Origin of the sequence: Facklamia sp. 7083-14-GEN3 (assembly GCF_024742075.1) — a bacterium.
Taxonomy (GTDB): domain Bacteria; phylum Bacillota; class Bacilli; order Lactobacillales; family Aerococcaceae; genus Facklamia.
The window spans coordinates 393874-409471 of the sequence record NZ_JANSGD010000001.1 but is presented as its reverse complement, the minus strand read 5'-3'; the positions used below and the strand labels follow the sequence as shown (position 1 = coordinate 409471).

Here is a 15598-nt window from a genome sequence, read left to right as displayed (position 1 = left end):
TAACTATTTTTTAGGTACAAAAAGATGATAGATTTTAACTTCTATCGCCCTTTTAAGAAATTTTCCTACTTGAGTCTATATGTTTTTATTCATAAACTTTTGATTTGCTGCTAATACCTCTTCATAATATTCATTATATGCTGTACTGAACTTTCTCATTAAAGGAATAGCTTTTTCATAATAACCTGAATCTTGCATATGCTTCTTCATTTTTTCTTGAATACGATATATTGGGTTATTTAGATAAACACTACTTTCTTTAAAAGACTGATATCTTTCTAACATTTCTTTGTTTTCCTCTAACCATTCGTCTGTATTATAGATAGCCTTCATTTTTTCCTCATTTGCCTCTTCAATGTCTGTTAGTAAAATAGTTTTTGAGGCTTGGTCTAATACTATCTTCTCATCGTCATCTAACTCACAGTCAGGCATAGTATCTAAAAATTCAATATACTCTTCATAATATGTAATCTTATCCTCTTTCAACGCATCTCTTAAAAAAGGTTTGTATGATAAAAAGAAAATTTGACCAATATATCCAGGAAATGCTCTTACTAACTTGGAATAAATCGATTCCTGTTGATCTATTAAATTCAATTGTTCTTTTAAAGTGTTTAAATCGGATCCCTCAAGAAGTTGTTTTAATATTTCAACTCTTTTGTTATCTAATTGTGATTTTATTTCTTTATCTCGAATGATAGTTGCTAAAGATGTTTTATTTGGATCTTGTAAAATACCTTTAATATCATTCATAGAGCATCCTAATTTTCTATAAACAGAGATTTTACTCAGTATATCAACCTCCTCATCAGATTAAATCCTATAATTATTTGACTCTCTTTCTGGGGTAATAAATCCTTTTTCCTCATAATATTCTATGGCTTTACGTGTTAGACCTGTTTTTTCTCTCACTTCATTCATTAACATAGTACTTACCTCCTTTTAAATTAAATATATCAGCCCCCCTAAGGGACAGGTCAAGAGATATTTAATAATTTAAAATAAGCGATCTTTAGTTTCTTTAACTAGAAATTCTACTTGAGGGTAAATTTTATGATTACTTATCAAAAGATTTGGACCTAGATGGAGTAGTGGACTGAACGTTTCGTTCGGCCCTCTAAAATGAAAAAGCGAGTAGAATTTTTATTTTCTAATCGCTTATACGTATTTATATTAAGTTTTGCTTCCTACAAACTAGGGTTTGTATCTTAATTTTATTCAGTCAGCTTACTGTTAATAGTTTCATATATTTCTTCTGTTATTTCCCATATTCCTGAATAAGGTTGTTCTAAATAGCTTGTTGCTTTATTTTTATATAAATAAGCAATACTTGGACTATCCTCAGCATTTTTATGATAAAACTTAATTACAATGTAGTCCTCAATGTTAACAGGTTGATCATTAATACTTTCTTTACCAGTATCTTTAGTATTTTTATTTATATCTTCAATCATTTTAGATATTTCAGCCTGTTCAATAACTTTTGCACTACTTTCAGAATTATTTTTCAAAACTTCAATTTCTGTTATTTTATCAGGTTCTGGTAAACTTATTTTTTTATTACTTCCACAAGCGGTTAATGACAAAATAAAAAATAAAGTCATTGCTATCCATATATGTTTTTTCATAATTTCCTCCAGGAATTTTAGTCTTTTAAGTCCACTAGTTTATCTTAATTAAGTTATTTATAAACCTCTGACAAGCTTTAATATCTTGCTCATCAGGATGATTTTTTGTTATGCCGCCCATCTTTTCCCAAAACCATAGGCATCATATCCTTTGCATGAAATTGTCCTAAAGAGTCTTTTCTAAGCTCTTGGCATAATTTTTTATCTTCAAGCCACAAGTATATATAATAGAAACTCGTGCCTTATCATTTAATTTAAACTCCTTAGCTAATTCCATAATCTTGTTGGATAGTTGACCGTGATAAATTCCTGATGCAAATCCAACATATTCATATTCTATAAAGTCAACTTGATTAATATCGTTTACATGATATAGGTCGACATTGTCAAGATTTTCTAGTAGTTTTTGGGTATGCAAGTGGTGGAATGAGCTCTAAACAATAGCTATTTTGTTTCTCATATCAGCAACTTCTTAATATATCTTTTATTAAATTATACTATTTAAACCTCCCAATTTAAAAATAAATCATCTCTCACCCCCTTATCTTGTTTAAAGGGTGCTTTTACTCTATGTTTTGGTTTTTGTTCTATCTTCTTATATTCTTCAATTTGTGCCTTATGCTTTTCTATTCTTCTTTGTTATATTTCTTATCTACTATTTTTAGCTTTTCCTGTTTCATATGATTTTCTATCTTTGTGTTATCTCTTGAGCTAACTCGCTATTTTTCTGACTTAATTTGCCTAGTAAGTTTGTTAGCATTTGCTCTACTTTCCCATAAATAAATTCTTGTGTATCACTCATTAATTTTTCCATCCTAATCAAAAATAAAAATATCTTTAATATCTTTGCCTAAAACTTTACATATTTTATAAGAAGTTTCAATCGTTGGACTAATTGTTTAATTTTCATAAGCCATAATTAATCTTCTTTTAATCCCCACCGCCTTTGCCAATCTATGTTGAGATAGACCTAAATTTTTCCTAAACTTAACAATTCTGTTATCTCGTCCTGAATCTTCAAACATTTGACTGTCTTTTGTTAATTTAGTCCGAAGCTTTTATATCTTGATAATTTCTATGAGGTTTATAAAGGTCAATAGTTTCTTTTACTAAAAGTTCTGATGGTTTTTTTAATTATTAGAAATACAATAGTAAGTAATAATCGATACTTTGAATAAAAAGAGATTACTTTCTCTTAATCTTTTTAAAAAGCTGTTTCTCAAACCTTTAAAAAATAAGACACCATAAGGTTCACTATCTAACCTCATGGTGCCTTATTTTAATGAATTAACTCCGCATCCCCTGATAGGATCCTCTTCTTTCTAGCTCATGATCAATGGCGTTTAAAACCTCCCACTTCTTCAGTGACCATTGAGGTCCGATTAATCGTTCACGTGGTGCATCTCCCGTTAAGCGATGAATAATGATATCTTGTGGGATATACTCCAGTTGGTCGCAAATTAATTGCACATATTCTTCTTGCGTCATGAATTTCAAGCGACCTGCCTCATAATCTTGAACCATTTTGGTCCCTTCCATTAGGTATAATAGATGGAGCTTCAAGCCCTGAATATCTGATTCTTTTACTACTCGTTTTAAGCTCTCCATCATCATGGCATAGTCTTCACCAGGCAAGCCATTAATTAAATGGGTACACACAGGAATATGATGCTTTCTTAACTTAGCCACCCCGTCCAAATAACATTGGTAATCGTGTCCCCTATTAATATGTATGCTCGTTTGATCATGGACAGTCTGCAGTCCGAGTTCCACCCACATATAATACTCTTGATTCAATTCTGCCAAATATTCCACTACATCATCGGGTAAACAATCTGGACGAGTGGCAATCATAATCCCTACTACGCCTTCTTGATGAATCACCTGCTCAAAGCGTGCCTTTAGAACATGCAAAGGAGCATGCGTATTAGTAAAGTTTTGAAAATAAGCAATATATTTTCTCACCTTGGGCCATTTTTTATGCATTTGTTGAATGCCTTTACCTAATTGAATGGGTAAAGGATCTAAGCGGCTTTGAGCAAAATCTCCCGATCCCGACTCTGAGCAAAAAGTACAACCACCAAAAGCTACCGTTCCATCACGGTTTGGACAGGTAAAGCCACCATCGAGTGAAACTTTAAAGACCTTTTCACCGAAATGCTCTTTTAAATGCTTATTCCAAGTTTGATAGCGTTTTTGATTTTCATTCATTTGTTTCATCCCTAACTCATCTTTAAAAAAGACTGCCATGATTGATTCATGGACAGTCTTTCTTATGTATTTAAATTTATTTTGATTTTACGTAAGTAATACCGTTGGCTGCTGGTCCTCTAGACTGACCAACCACTCCGACTAGGACAATGATTGTTACTAAGTAAGGCGCAATCTGCAAGTAAACAGATGGAATACTATCAATATATGGAATACGTGACCCTAAAACGGCTAGGGATTGAGCAAAACCGAAGAAAATTGCTGCTCCCATCGCTCCTAGTGGATTGTACTTACCAAAAATCATGGCTGCCATCGCCATAAAACCTTGTCCTGCAACAGTAGAAAGTGAGAAGTTTAAGGTAATCGTATTAGCTAAAACGCCGCCACCTAAACCACCGCAGAAACCTGAAATTAAAACTCCCGCATACTTCATGCCATATACATTGACCCCTAAGGTGTCCGCCGCTTGCGGGTGTTCTCCAACCGAACGTAATCGTAAGCCAAATGGTGTTTTAAAGAGAACAAACCAAGCAATCCCAGCTAATAGAATACCTGCATAAGCGGGTGCTGAAGTAGCTTTAAAGAAAATAGGTCCAATAAAAGGAATATCCGATAAAATTGGGAAAGTCGCATAACCAAAAGACTCTCTAATGGAAGGTGTTTCCCCTCTGCCGTCAAATAAAACTCTTACTAGAAAGACACCTAAAGCAGGCGCAATTAAATTGATCACAGTTCCTGAAATGATATGATCGGATCTTAAATGTACCGTTGCTAAGGCATGAACTGCTGCGAGAAGAATACCTGCTACACCACCTGCTAATAAAGCTAGCCAAGGGGTGAGACTACCGAATTGGTCTGCAAAGCTTAGGTTAAACACCACTGAAGCCAAAGCGCCAATTACCATAATCCCTTCTAGACCGACATTAACAACCCCAGATCGCTCTGAGAAGACGCCACCAATGGCCGTAAAAATCAAAGGAGCTGAATAAACAAGGGTTGAAGAAACAATTAGTGTTAACAAATTAACAGACATTAAACTTCCCCTCCTTCTGAATTAGCTTTAGTGGAAATGCTTTGTTTTTGTGGGAATAATTTGTCTTTAAAGTAAGTAATGATAAAGTTCGCTCCAATAAAGAAGATAATAATACCCATTACAATATCTACTATTTCGGAAGGAATTTTAGCAAATAACGCCATGGTCGATGCCCCTGTTTCTAAAGCACCGAAGAGAACAGCTGAGAAAATAATACCGATTGGATTATTAATACCTAGTAAAGCGACTGCCATACCATTAAAACCAATAGCCGGTGCCACACCATTTTGCAAGTTAATAAAACCAAACTCACCTAGGCCGTTCATTACGCCACCTAAACCAGCTAAAGCACCTGAAATAAACATGGCCAATACAATGTTTTTCTTATCCGACATACCAGCATATTTTGATGCATATCGATTAAGACCAACAGAGGTTAACTCAAAACCAGTGGTAGTACGAGACATCAAAATACCAACAATTATTGCTGCAATCACTGCCAGGAAAATGCCTCCATGCAGAGTAGAATTCTTAGTTAATTCACTAAGCCATTCCATTCTCAGACTGGCATTTTGACCGATTGAAGGCGTTCTATCTGCTCGATCGGTTAAAACATAACGAATTAAATAATCGACAAAATAAATGGAGATGTAATTTAACATAATGGTTACAATAACTTCACTGGTGCCAAAATAAGCTTTTAATGCACCTGCAATGGCTGCCCAGATTGCCCCTGCTAAAGCACCTGCAATAATTGCTAGAGGAATAACCACCCAAGAAGGTGCCTCTGGCATTAGGAGGGCAACCCCTACTGATACGAACCAACCCCACAACGCTTGACCAGAAAGACCAATATTAAATGATCCCGCCGTATATGCCACCGCAAAGCCCAGTCCAGTAAAAATTAAAGGTGCTGCTGCTCGGAAGGTTTGACCGATTGAAAAAGGATTACCAAAAGCCCCTGTAATTAAAAATTTGTAACCAGTCACTGGATCATAACCAAAAGCCAACATTAAAAGGGCTCCAAAAATCAGACCAATTATGACCGAGGCTACGGAGGTAATAACTTTAGTTAAACTTGACATTAGTTACTTTCACTCCCTTCTACCTTACTACGATTTGCTCTAACTTCTTCAAATGGCGTTCCTGCCATTAATAAACCTAATTCTTCTTCATTGGTTTCAGAAGCTGGAATATCTGCCACAATTTTACCGTCAAACATGACTAAAATACGGTCAGATAAGTTCATAATTTCATCGAGTTCAAAACTCATTAATAAGACAGCTTTATTTTTATCGCGTTCATTAATTAGTGCTTGGTGAATAAATTCAATGGCACCTACATCCAATCCACGTGTAGGGTTAGCTGCAATTAAAATATCGGGATGCATCTCCAATTCGCGCGCAATAATTGCTTTTTGTTGATTACCACCGGAAAGAGAGCGAGCATTGACCTTTTCAGAAACAGTCCGTACATCATATTTTTTGATCAGTTCTTTTGCCCGCTTTTCTATTTCTTTAAAGTTCAAGAAATTAGACTTTGAGAAAGGCGAATGATAATAATCTTTCAATACAATATTATCTTCGATTTTACGATCAAGAATCAAGCCATATTTATGACGGTCTTCTGGAATATGTGCCAGACCCTTTTGAGCAATTTGACGGGTCGTATAGTGGGTGATATTCTCACCATTTAAGTAGATTTCACCAGAGTTAGGTGGAATTAACCCAGTGATCGATAGAACTAATTCAGATTGACCGTTACCATCTACCCCAGCAATCCCAACAATTTCACCGTGTTTAACTTCAAATGAAAGTTTATCTACGGCAACAACTCCACGACTATCTTCAATATGAATGTCTCTAACTGATAGGGCCACATCGGTTGGGTGTGCCAATTTCTTTTCAGTTCTAAAGTTAACATTACGTCCTACCATCATATTAGCTAAATCAACCGTTGAAGTCCCAGCCACATCGACTGTGTCAATGGATTCCCCTCGGCGGATGACTGTACAACGATCCGCTACTTGCTTAATCTCTTTTAGCTTATGGGTAATGATAATAATTGATTTGCCTTCATTGGATAATTTCTCCATGGTTTCCATTAATTCATCAATTTCTTGAGGCGTTAAAGAAGCCGTCGGCTCATCAAAAATTAAGATATCAGCACCCCGATAGAGGGTTTTTAAGATTTCTACACGTTGTTGCATCCCCACTGAAATATCTTCAATCTTAGCATCAGGATCTACTGAAAGGCCATATTTTTTAGAAAGCTCAACAATTTTTTCGCGTGCTTGAGCTTTATCAACCACAAGTCCTTTAGTTGGCTCCTCACCTAAAATGATATTTTCTACCACAGTAAAGGCTTGAATCAACATAAAGTGCTGGTGCACCATCCCAATTCCTAGCTCAACCGCTCGTTTTGCAGAACCAATTTTTACCGGCTCTCCATTCATATAGATTTGACCGGAGCTAGGCTCTAGTAAACCCGATAAGATATTCATCAAAGTCGATTTCCCTGCCCCGTTCTCACCGAGTAAGGCATGAATTTCTCCTTTTTTTAGATCTAAATTAATATTTTTATTTGCAAAAAATTCGCCAAACTTCTTGGAAATATCTCGCATTTCGATAACAGCATGCTCCATGTTGATCGAAACTCCTTTCTCCATTGCTAATGTTCATAGTCCTTCATATTATATCGGATAATAGTATAAATTTCAGTAACAAATTTATAATAATAGACCAAGTTTTTTCAAAAAAGCTAGTTTGAGCTGTTTTTTATCATCCTTGGTCTAATTAATTAATCTTCACTAGATTCGATTAAGACTTGCCTTGGCTTACTGCCATCTTGAGCAGAAACTAAGCCTTGAGCTTCTAGATCATCAATCATGCGAGCAGCGCGATTATATCCAATTCTAAATTTCCGCTGCAATTGTGAAATAGAAATGGTTTCCTGCTCCTTAATTAATTCAACTGCTTCACCATAGTATTCATCATCTGAGATATCCGCATCAAGGACACTTTCTTCACTGACCACAATATTTTCATCGTAATCAGCTTGCCTTTGTTGCTTGATAAAGTCAGTAATGCGTTCCACCTCTTCATCAGAAATGTAGGCACCTTGAACTCGGATGGGTTTATTTTTACCCATGGGTTGAAAGAGCATGTCTCCTCGTCCTAGTAATTTTTCAGCACCGACTGAATCTAAGATGGTTCTTGAGTCTGTTCCTGAAGAAACGGCAAAAGCCAAACGAGAAGGAATATTTGCCTTGATGATACCGGTAATGACGTCAACCGAAGGTCTTTGGGTTGCAATAATCATATGAATACCGGCCGCTCTTGCCATTTGAGCTAAGCGAATAATGGCATTTTCAACATCATTGGAAGCCACCATCATTAGGTCTGCTAACTCATCGATGATAACAACAATCTTCGGTAATTTCTCATAGCCAGTTCCTTCTTCTTTATTCCAATTCTCAACTTGCTCATTATAACCATCAATATTTCGCACTCCGGTTGTAGCAAATAATTCATAACGTCTTTCCATTTCTTCTACCACGTTATTCAAGGCTCTCGCAGCCTTACGTGGATTAGTAACCACCGGTGATAGTTGATGAGGTAAATCATTATAAAGCGTCAATTCGACCTTTTTAGGGTCAATCATTAGGAATTTAATCTCTTCAGGCTTAGCCTTCATCAAAATGGAACAGATAATAACGTTGACTCCGACCGATTTACCAGAGCCTGTCGCTCCTGCAATTAAAAGGTGCGGCATTTTCGTTAAATCTGCTAAGCAAACAGAGCCAGAAATGTCTCGTCCTAGAGGGACTTCCAGTAGTTTATCGGATTCTAAGCCCGCATCAACAATTTCGCTAAAAGCTACTGGGCTGACTTGGGTGTTAGGTACTTCAATTCCAATTAAAGATTTACCGGGAATAGGTGCTTCCATGCGAATATCACGAGCAGCTAAAGCTAAAGCAATATCATCTGATAAAGAGACAATTTTGCTTACCTTGACACCTACAGCGGGTTCAATTTCATACTTGGTAACCGAAGGTCCAAGATTCGCTTTAACAATCTTGACGTCCACACCGAAACTTTCAAAAGTTAATTCCAATTTCTTCATGTTTTCGTTAATGCGTTGATATTCTTCTGATTGATCAACTACCGGTAACTTTTTCAATAAACTTTTACCAGGAAATTGATAACTTTTTGATTTCTTTTGCTTAGTTTTAGTTTGCTTTTGTAGTTCTTCCTTACTTAAAACCTGATCGAAGTCATCGTCAGTTAAAGCCTGCTTTTGATTACTTGCATCTTGCCAATGACTAGCAGTAGCTAATATGTCTACTTGGTTAGGCGTTTGATTAGAAAGTACTTCATCAGCCATTTTATCTTGTGTTTGGGCTTTTTCGATATCTTCTAAGCTTTCCTCTTCATTCGGCTGTATAGGAGTAACTTTCTCTTCTGTAATTGAATCCATCGACTGGCTATCAGCTGGAGAATGCGTTACTTCTTGATCTGGCATCTGATCAAAGAAGTCTAAATCCAAGACGCGCCCTTCTTCTTGGGTTAATCGTTTGAAGTTTAAGGATTTTTGATGATAATCTTCTTGACGATAAGGCTTAAATTCATATTCTGTGGTGGGATTAAAAGCGGGTTGGTCTTCTCTTTCTAATGTCGGCATATAAGCTGTTCGATTATTAGAGGGAGCTTCCTTTGGAGGAATACTATACGTTTCTTCTGTCTTCATGAAGAAGGAATAGAAACGATTAAATAAATTTGTAAATACATTTTGCTTTTCTTGCTTTGAATATTTAAGTTCATTAGCTTCATCCATCACAACTTCATCGGGATTTTCTTCCGATTGACTATCAGCAATTATGCTTTGTTCGTCATTAAGATCATAGCCTTTATCTTGGTAAACTTCTTTAATTTCTGAAAAATCAGGAAAAAGCCCTTTAAAAAGGCTGGCCATTTGTATAAATAATTGTTGAATAGCTTGCCAACCGGCAATTAATGGACGGTCTAAAAGAAAAATTAATCCGATAAAGAAGCTGACAAAGAAGAAGAGATAGGATCCCCACTTACCGAATAAATAACCGACACTGGCATAAAGACCGGCTCCGACCATCCCACCTCCTAAGCTAGAATTACTTTGTTGAGTTAACAATTCATTGCGGTAGAGACGAAATGCGTGCTCAAAAGCCGACTGTTGCGTATTATTTTGTAAGTAATCGTAATACTCAGTAAAGTGTAAGGTTCCCGCTAAAGCAATAATAATTAAAAAACCACCTATGAGTGGCCTTAAAGGTACGCTAATTACCCTTCCTTTTAGCATCATCATGGAACCTAAGAATAAACTGGCATATAAAAGGAGTCCGTAACTTTCACCTACCATTAACCGAAAACCATTCGTTAGCATTAAACCCATAATGCCCCAATTGAAAATGGCCACTAAACTTAAGAAACTAATTAATATACCTAAGAATAAGTAGAGTGATTGATACTTCACTTGACTGGGTGATTGACTCTGACGCTTGGATTGTTTTTTCTTTTGAGCCATTCACATCACATCCTTTCAGAACTCTCGTGCATGGGTTATTATATCATTTATATTAAATGATATCGAACAAATTATCGTATTTCTAGGATTGCTTAAAGCTAAATTAAATTGAATTTCACTTCTAAAAAAGCTCTTTTATGTGATTAACAACTTGATAAACCTTTACTTTTAGCTTAGAATGTATCAAGTCATTGTATTTGTTGTAAAATTACATCAAATAATATATCGTTAATTATATCAATTAGACGGAGCGTGAAAAATGAAATTTATAAAAAAATATTGGAAGTTAATTTTCCTTATCTCGATGGTTTCTTTGATAGCAACAGGCTGTATTCGCTATGATGCATCTGGTAACCCAACTGGACCGATCTATGAATATTTAGGGGTACCAACTGCTAACTTCTTAGACTTCTTGGCAGATATTTTTGGCGGTTCTTATGGGATTGCAATCATGATAGTTACCCTAATCACCCGCTTCTTTATGCTTCCATCAACTTATAAGATGACTAAATCATCAATGGAAAGCTCAGCCAAAATGAAATATGCTCAACCTGAAATTTCAGAAATTCAAGAAGAAATGAAAGAAACAGACGATCCACAAGAAAAAGCTGCTCTGCAACAAGAGTTAATGCAAGTGTACGGAAAATATGACATTAATATGTTATCGAACGTTTCTGGTTGTCTACCATTATTAATTCAAATGCCAATTATTTCAGCCGTTTATACAGCTGTTCGTACATCCGATAAAATTGCAGATGCCTCTTTCTTAGGTATTCACTTAGGTGGAAAGAGTTTACTATTAGTTGTTTTAGTTGCAGCAACGACCTTCTTGTCTAGTTGGTTAATGCAAAAAGGAACAGCTACACCCGTTTCCGATAATCCACAAGCCAATCAAATGCAACAATCAATGATGTATATGAACCCAATTATGTTAGGTTATTTCACTTATATTTCTAACGCCGGAATTGGATTATATTTCTTCACTGGTTCTCTCTTCGCTTTGGCTCAACAATTCTATATGAATCAGGTTGCACGACCAAAAATTCAAAAAGATATTGATGAAAAAGTCAAAAAGTATCAAAACATGCCGAGAGTAAAGCGCCAGAAAAAAGCAAGACAGACGAAAAAACAATTAGAAAAAGTAAATGCTGACCGTATTGTACCGGTTAAAAATCCAAAAGCCAGAAATGCTGGAAAGCAAAGAAAAAACAAATAAATCTACATAAAAATAAGCCTTACCACATTATCGTGGCGAGGCTTATTTTATTTTTCTTCTTTAGCAAGTTCTTTGGCAATTCTTTCACTTTTATAAATTAAGCGTTGGTCAGTTAAAATTGGAAACTCAACATAGAAAATCGATCCTCTTTGATAGACAGACTCCACCCGGATTTTTCCATGGTAACCTTCTACTAGTTGCTTAGCAATACTTAAGCCTAGGCCATTACCGCCTTTGGCACGCGCTCGTGCTTTATCCACTCGGTAAAACCTTGAAAAAACACGCTCTTTATCTTCTGCTGTCATTCCCTCTCCGAAATCTTGGACAGCAATTTCAACCTTATTCATGGTTTGGCTAACTGAAATATGTATCTCGGGACGATCAGTAGAATATTTCACAGCATTATCTAGCAGTATTACTAAGATCTGTTCAAAGTGATGATGATAAATATTGACATAAACTTTTTTACTTTTTTCATTATCTAAATAAAAATGAAAATCGGGATATAGAATTTCAAAATTATGGTGGACCAGAGAAGCTGCCGTAGTGATTTCGGTTACCTCATCTTTATAATCTACGTCTACATGGTCTGCTCTAGAAAGGTCTAACATTTCTTGGACTAATTCTTTCATACGTGTAATTTCTTGTAGCGAAGCAGAAATAGATTCATTCAAAACCTGCTGATCTTCCTTACCCCAGCGATTCAACATCTTTAAATGCCCTTCAACAATCGCTACCGGTGTTCTTAATTCGTGCGAAACATCTTCCACAAACTGCTTTTGACCTTTTACATAAAGTTCTATCTTATCAAGTAGTTTATTCACATGTAGACTCAAATCGCTCCACTCATCATTGGTACGTGGTCGAACAACACGAACCTGCGAAAGAGTATCCCCTTCTAATAAATCTAAAGTGTTAATAACATAGGTTAGGGGTCTTAAAAAGTAATGAGCGATTAAAAAGCCACATAATATTGAAATCAAAGTCGTTAGCAAGAAGCAACGCACCAGAAAATAATTTAATTTCTGAACATAAGCTGCTTTTGCTTCAGGTAGAACAATATATTGAACAATTCCTAATAATTCTTGATTATTACGACTAGAAATCCGACTAGATCCAATTAAATAATTCTTTCCCTTTATAGTCTGCTTTTCAAGTTCTTTACTCGATGTTCCAATAGGATATTGGAAATGCTGACTTTCATTCAATAACCTCTGGTCATGACTAAATAGGCGAATAATCGTTTGATTGTCAGAATAATGTTCAATTAAAAAGTTTGCCTTTTCCTCATTATCTTGATTATTTTTATCAAGAAATTGTTTAGCTTGGAAGGGCTTTTCTTGATCCGAAAGTCCCATAATTAAAGATTCAAATTGTGTTTGATGACTTTCTTTCGATTGCTCATCATACATTTGAATTGCTAACTGACGATAGATTAAGAGTGAAATTAATGACAACAGGATCATTGATAAAGATAAGAAAATACCCCATTTCCATTTAAGTGAAAGGGGGTGATCTTTCTTTAACTTAAAAAAAGAAGTTGACTTAGTTTCTGATGACATAACCTGTACCACGGACTGTTTGAATATAAGACTCTTCACCTGGGATATCGATTTTATTTCTTAAATATCGGATGTAAACATCCACAACATTTGTTTCAACTTCGGATTTATAACCCCAAACTTGTTCCAACAAGACATCTCTCGGCATAACCATATTGATATTTTCCATTAAAAAGACCAATAATTCATATTCTCTTTTAGTTAAGTCAATCAACTCGCCTTGTCTTTTAACCATGCGGCTTGATTTTTCAACTACTAAGTCCCTAAATCTTAAATAAGGTTGATTTTGAGCTCTTGATTCATCTTCTGTCTCAATTCGACGAAAGAGTGCCCGTAATCTGGCTAATAATTCTTCAATGGCAAAAGGCTTAACGATGTAATCGTCTGCTCCTTGGTCAAGGCCTGAGACACGGTCAATAACTGAATCTCTAGCTGTCATAATAATGATAGGTACATCTTTAACAGGACGAATGCGACGTACTACTTCCAATCCGTTTAATTCAGGCAACATTAGATCAAGTAAAATAACGTCCCACTTTTCTTCTAAAGCCTTTTCCAAACCACTGCGTCCATCATAACAGATAGCTGTTTCATAGCCCTCATGTTGAAGTTCAAGCTCAACAAAGCGAGCTAAATTCTTTTCATCTTCAACAATTAAGACACGTTGATTTACATTTTTTACCATGCTAACTTCCTCCCATAGACTTAACTAACTAAGCAAACATCCTTTATAAAGATAATATGCTATTGGTCTGTTCTTTCTTCACGCGATTCATTCCAAATGAAATGATAGCTGCCAGCTTTATCCACGCGTTCATAGGTATGCGCTCCAAAGTAATCACGTTGTGCTTGAATTAAATTTGCAGGAAGCACTTCACTGCGATAAGAATCATAATAAGCGATCGCACTTGAAAATCCAGGAACAGGAACACCTGCTTGAACAGATAAAGAAATAATCTCTCGAACACTCGATTGATACTGATTAGTAATTTGAGTGAAGAAATTATCTAATAATAGGTTATCTAATTCTTTATTACGTTCAAAAGCACCAGAAATATCTTGTAAAAATCGAGCGCGAATAATACAGCCTGCACGGAAAACACGTGCAATTTGACTATAATTTAGATCCCATTGGTATTCTTGAGAAGCACTACGATATTCCGCAAATCCTTGGGCATAAGACATAATTTTTGAAAAATAGAGTGCTTGACGGATTTTTTCTATCCACTTTTCACGATCATTTTGGAAGTTCGAAGCGTCGTGGGAAGGTCCTTGAATAATTTGAGAAGCCTTAACACGTTCTTCTTTTAAAGCAGATATGAACCGCGCATAGACAGACTCAGTAATTGTGGGTAATGGTACCCCTAAATCTAAAGCCGATTGAGAAGTCCATTTTCCAGTCCCTTTATTACCAGCTTTATCGACAATCATTTCAACCATTGGACGTCCGCTCACAGGGTCTTTTTCTTTAAGAATATTGGCAGTAATTTCAATTAGATAAGAATTTAATTCCCCTTGATTCCATTCTTCAAAAACTTCAGCAATTTCATCTGCAGTCATGCCTAATAATTTATCCATAATTGCATAGGACTCTGCAATTAATTGCATATCTCCATATTCAATACCATTGTGGACCATTTTAACATAGTGCCCCGCACCGTTTGCTCCCATATAGGCAACACAAGGTTCCTGGTCAGAAGGTGCTTTAGCAGCTATTTCTTTTAAGATAGGTTCAACGAGTTCGTAAGCTTCTTTTGGTCCACCAGGCATTAAGGCTGGACCATGTAAAGCACCCTCTTCTCCACCAGATACTCCCATTCCAATAAAATGAATGCCAGAGTCAGCTAAGGATTCTGCTCTTCTCATAGTATCTTTAAAGAAGGTGTTTCCTCCATCAATCAAAATATCTCCTTGGTCTAATAAAGGTAGTAGCGATTGAATAGTTGAATCAGTCGCTTGACCCGCTTTCACCATTAACAAGATACGACGAGGTTTTTCAATTGACTGAACAAAGGATTCCAAATCATAGCTAGCTACTAAATTTTTATCCTTATTTTCATTTATAGCAGCTTCTGTTTTAGATCTAGAACGATTGTAAATTGCTACACGATAGCCTCTGCTTTCGATATTTAAAGCTAAATTTCTTCCCATTACAGCCATTCCGACTACACCAATTTGAGCTAAAGTCATCTAATTATCTCCTTTACTTTCATGATCATCTCATTCTAACAAACTTTTGAAATGAATTAAAGCTAACTTAACAAAGACAAATTGCATTTTAAAAGCATTTGAGTTACACTATTTTTATCAATGGATAGGAGGTTCCAGCCAATGAAACCTAATAAAAAAAAGAAAGGTAAATACGATCGACGCATAAAAATCTTTT

At 35.8% G+C, this 15598-nt stretch carries 13 protein-coding genes and 1 pseudogene; 1 reads left to right on the top strand and 13 read right to left on the bottom strand.

What is annotated here, in order from left to right; translation table 11 throughout:
• Positions 1-75: 75 nt before the first annotated feature.
• The 10 genes and pseudogenes from NW240_RS01920 to NW240_RS01875 form a co-directional block, all read right to left on the bottom strand.
• Entirely contained in the window at positions 76-753 is a 678-nt protein-coding gene (locus tag NW240_RS01920; RefSeq protein ID WP_258435755.1) for a MerR family transcriptional regulator, read from the bottom strand.
• A gap of 60 nt (positions 754-813) precedes the next feature.
• Positions 814-927, bottom strand: a complete 114-nt coding sequence (locus NW240_RS01915) for a MerR family DNA-binding transcriptional regulator (protein WP_258435754.1) — start codon at positions 925-927, stop codon at positions 814-816.
• Positions 928-1214: 287 nt separating this feature from the next.
• On the bottom strand, positions 1215-1628 hold the full coding sequence (locus tag NW240_RS01910; protein WP_258435753.1) for a DUF5301 domain-containing protein: 414 nt from the start codon (positions 1626-1628) through the stop codon (positions 1215-1217).
• 166 nt (positions 1629-1794) lie between these two features.
• Positions 1795-2046: a hypothetical protein gene (locus tag NW240_RS01905; protein ID WP_258435752.1), complete on the bottom strand. Its 252-nt coding sequence runs from the start codon at positions 2044-2046 to the stop codon at positions 1795-1797.
• Positions 2047-2443: 397 nt separating this feature from the next.
• Positions 2444-2653: pseudogene (locus tag NW240_RS08535) on the bottom strand (helix-turn-helix transcriptional regulator).
• A 262-nt stretch (positions 2654-2915) separates the two neighbouring features.
• Positions 2916-3878 (bottom strand): TIGR01212 family radical SAM protein, encoded by a 963-nt coding sequence (locus NW240_RS01895; protein WP_258435750.1) that lies wholly within the window; start codon positions 3876-3878, stop codon positions 2916-2918.
• Between the two features lie 37 nt (positions 3879-3915).
• Positions 3916-4872, bottom strand: a complete 957-nt coding sequence (locus NW240_RS01890) for an ABC transporter permease (protein ID WP_258435749.1) — start codon at positions 4870-4872, stop codon at positions 3916-3918.
• Complete coding sequence (locus NW240_RS01885) at positions 4872-5957, bottom strand: ABC transporter permease (RefSeq protein WP_258435748.1); 1086 nt, start codon at positions 5955-5957, stop codon at positions 4872-4874. The genes NW240_RS01890 and NW240_RS01885 overlap by 1 nt, the downstream gene beginning before the upstream one ends.
• A complete protein-coding gene (locus NW240_RS01880) occupies positions 5957-7522 on the bottom strand; it encodes an ABC transporter ATP-binding protein (RefSeq protein ID WP_309302395.1) in 1566 nt (521 codons plus the stop codon). Before NW240_RS01880 ends, NW240_RS01885 begins: the two co-directional genes overlap by 1 nt.
• 149 nt (positions 7523-7671) lie before the next feature.
• On the bottom strand, positions 7672-10434 hold the full coding sequence (locus NW240_RS01875; protein WP_258435747.1) for a DNA translocase FtsK: 2763 nt from the start codon (positions 10432-10434) through the stop codon (positions 7672-7674).
• 259 nt (positions 10435-10693) lie between these two features.
• Here NW240_RS01875 and yidC point away from each other — a divergent pair, with 259 nt between their 5' ends.
• Positions 10694-11650, top strand: a complete 957-nt coding sequence (gene yidC, locus NW240_RS01870) for a membrane protein insertase YidC (protein WP_258435746.1) — start codon at positions 10694-10696, stop codon at positions 11648-11650.
• 47 nt (positions 11651-11697) lie between these two features.
• On the opposite strand, the gene NW240_RS01865 is transcribed toward yidC, so the two are convergent.
• From NW240_RS01865 to gndA, 3 genes are read right to left on the bottom strand one after another with little or no spacing between them, the layout of a single operon-like run.
• Positions 11698-13212 (bottom strand): cell wall metabolism sensor histidine kinase WalK, encoded by a 1515-nt coding sequence (locus tag NW240_RS01865; protein WP_258435745.1) that lies wholly within the window; start codon positions 13210-13212, stop codon positions 11698-11700.
• Positions 13196-13897: a response regulator transcription factor gene (locus NW240_RS01860; protein WP_258435744.1), complete on the bottom strand. Its 702-nt coding sequence runs from the start codon at positions 13895-13897 to the stop codon at positions 13196-13198. The genes NW240_RS01865 and NW240_RS01860 overlap by 17 nt, the downstream gene beginning before the upstream one ends.
• A 59-nt stretch (positions 13898-13956) precedes the next feature.
• Positions 13957-15402, bottom strand: coding sequence for an NADP-dependent phosphogluconate dehydrogenase (gndA, locus tag NW240_RS01855; RefSeq protein ID WP_258435743.1), 1446 nt, complete (start codon positions 15400-15402; stop codon positions 13957-13959).
• Positions 15403-15598 lie beyond the last annotated feature (196 nt).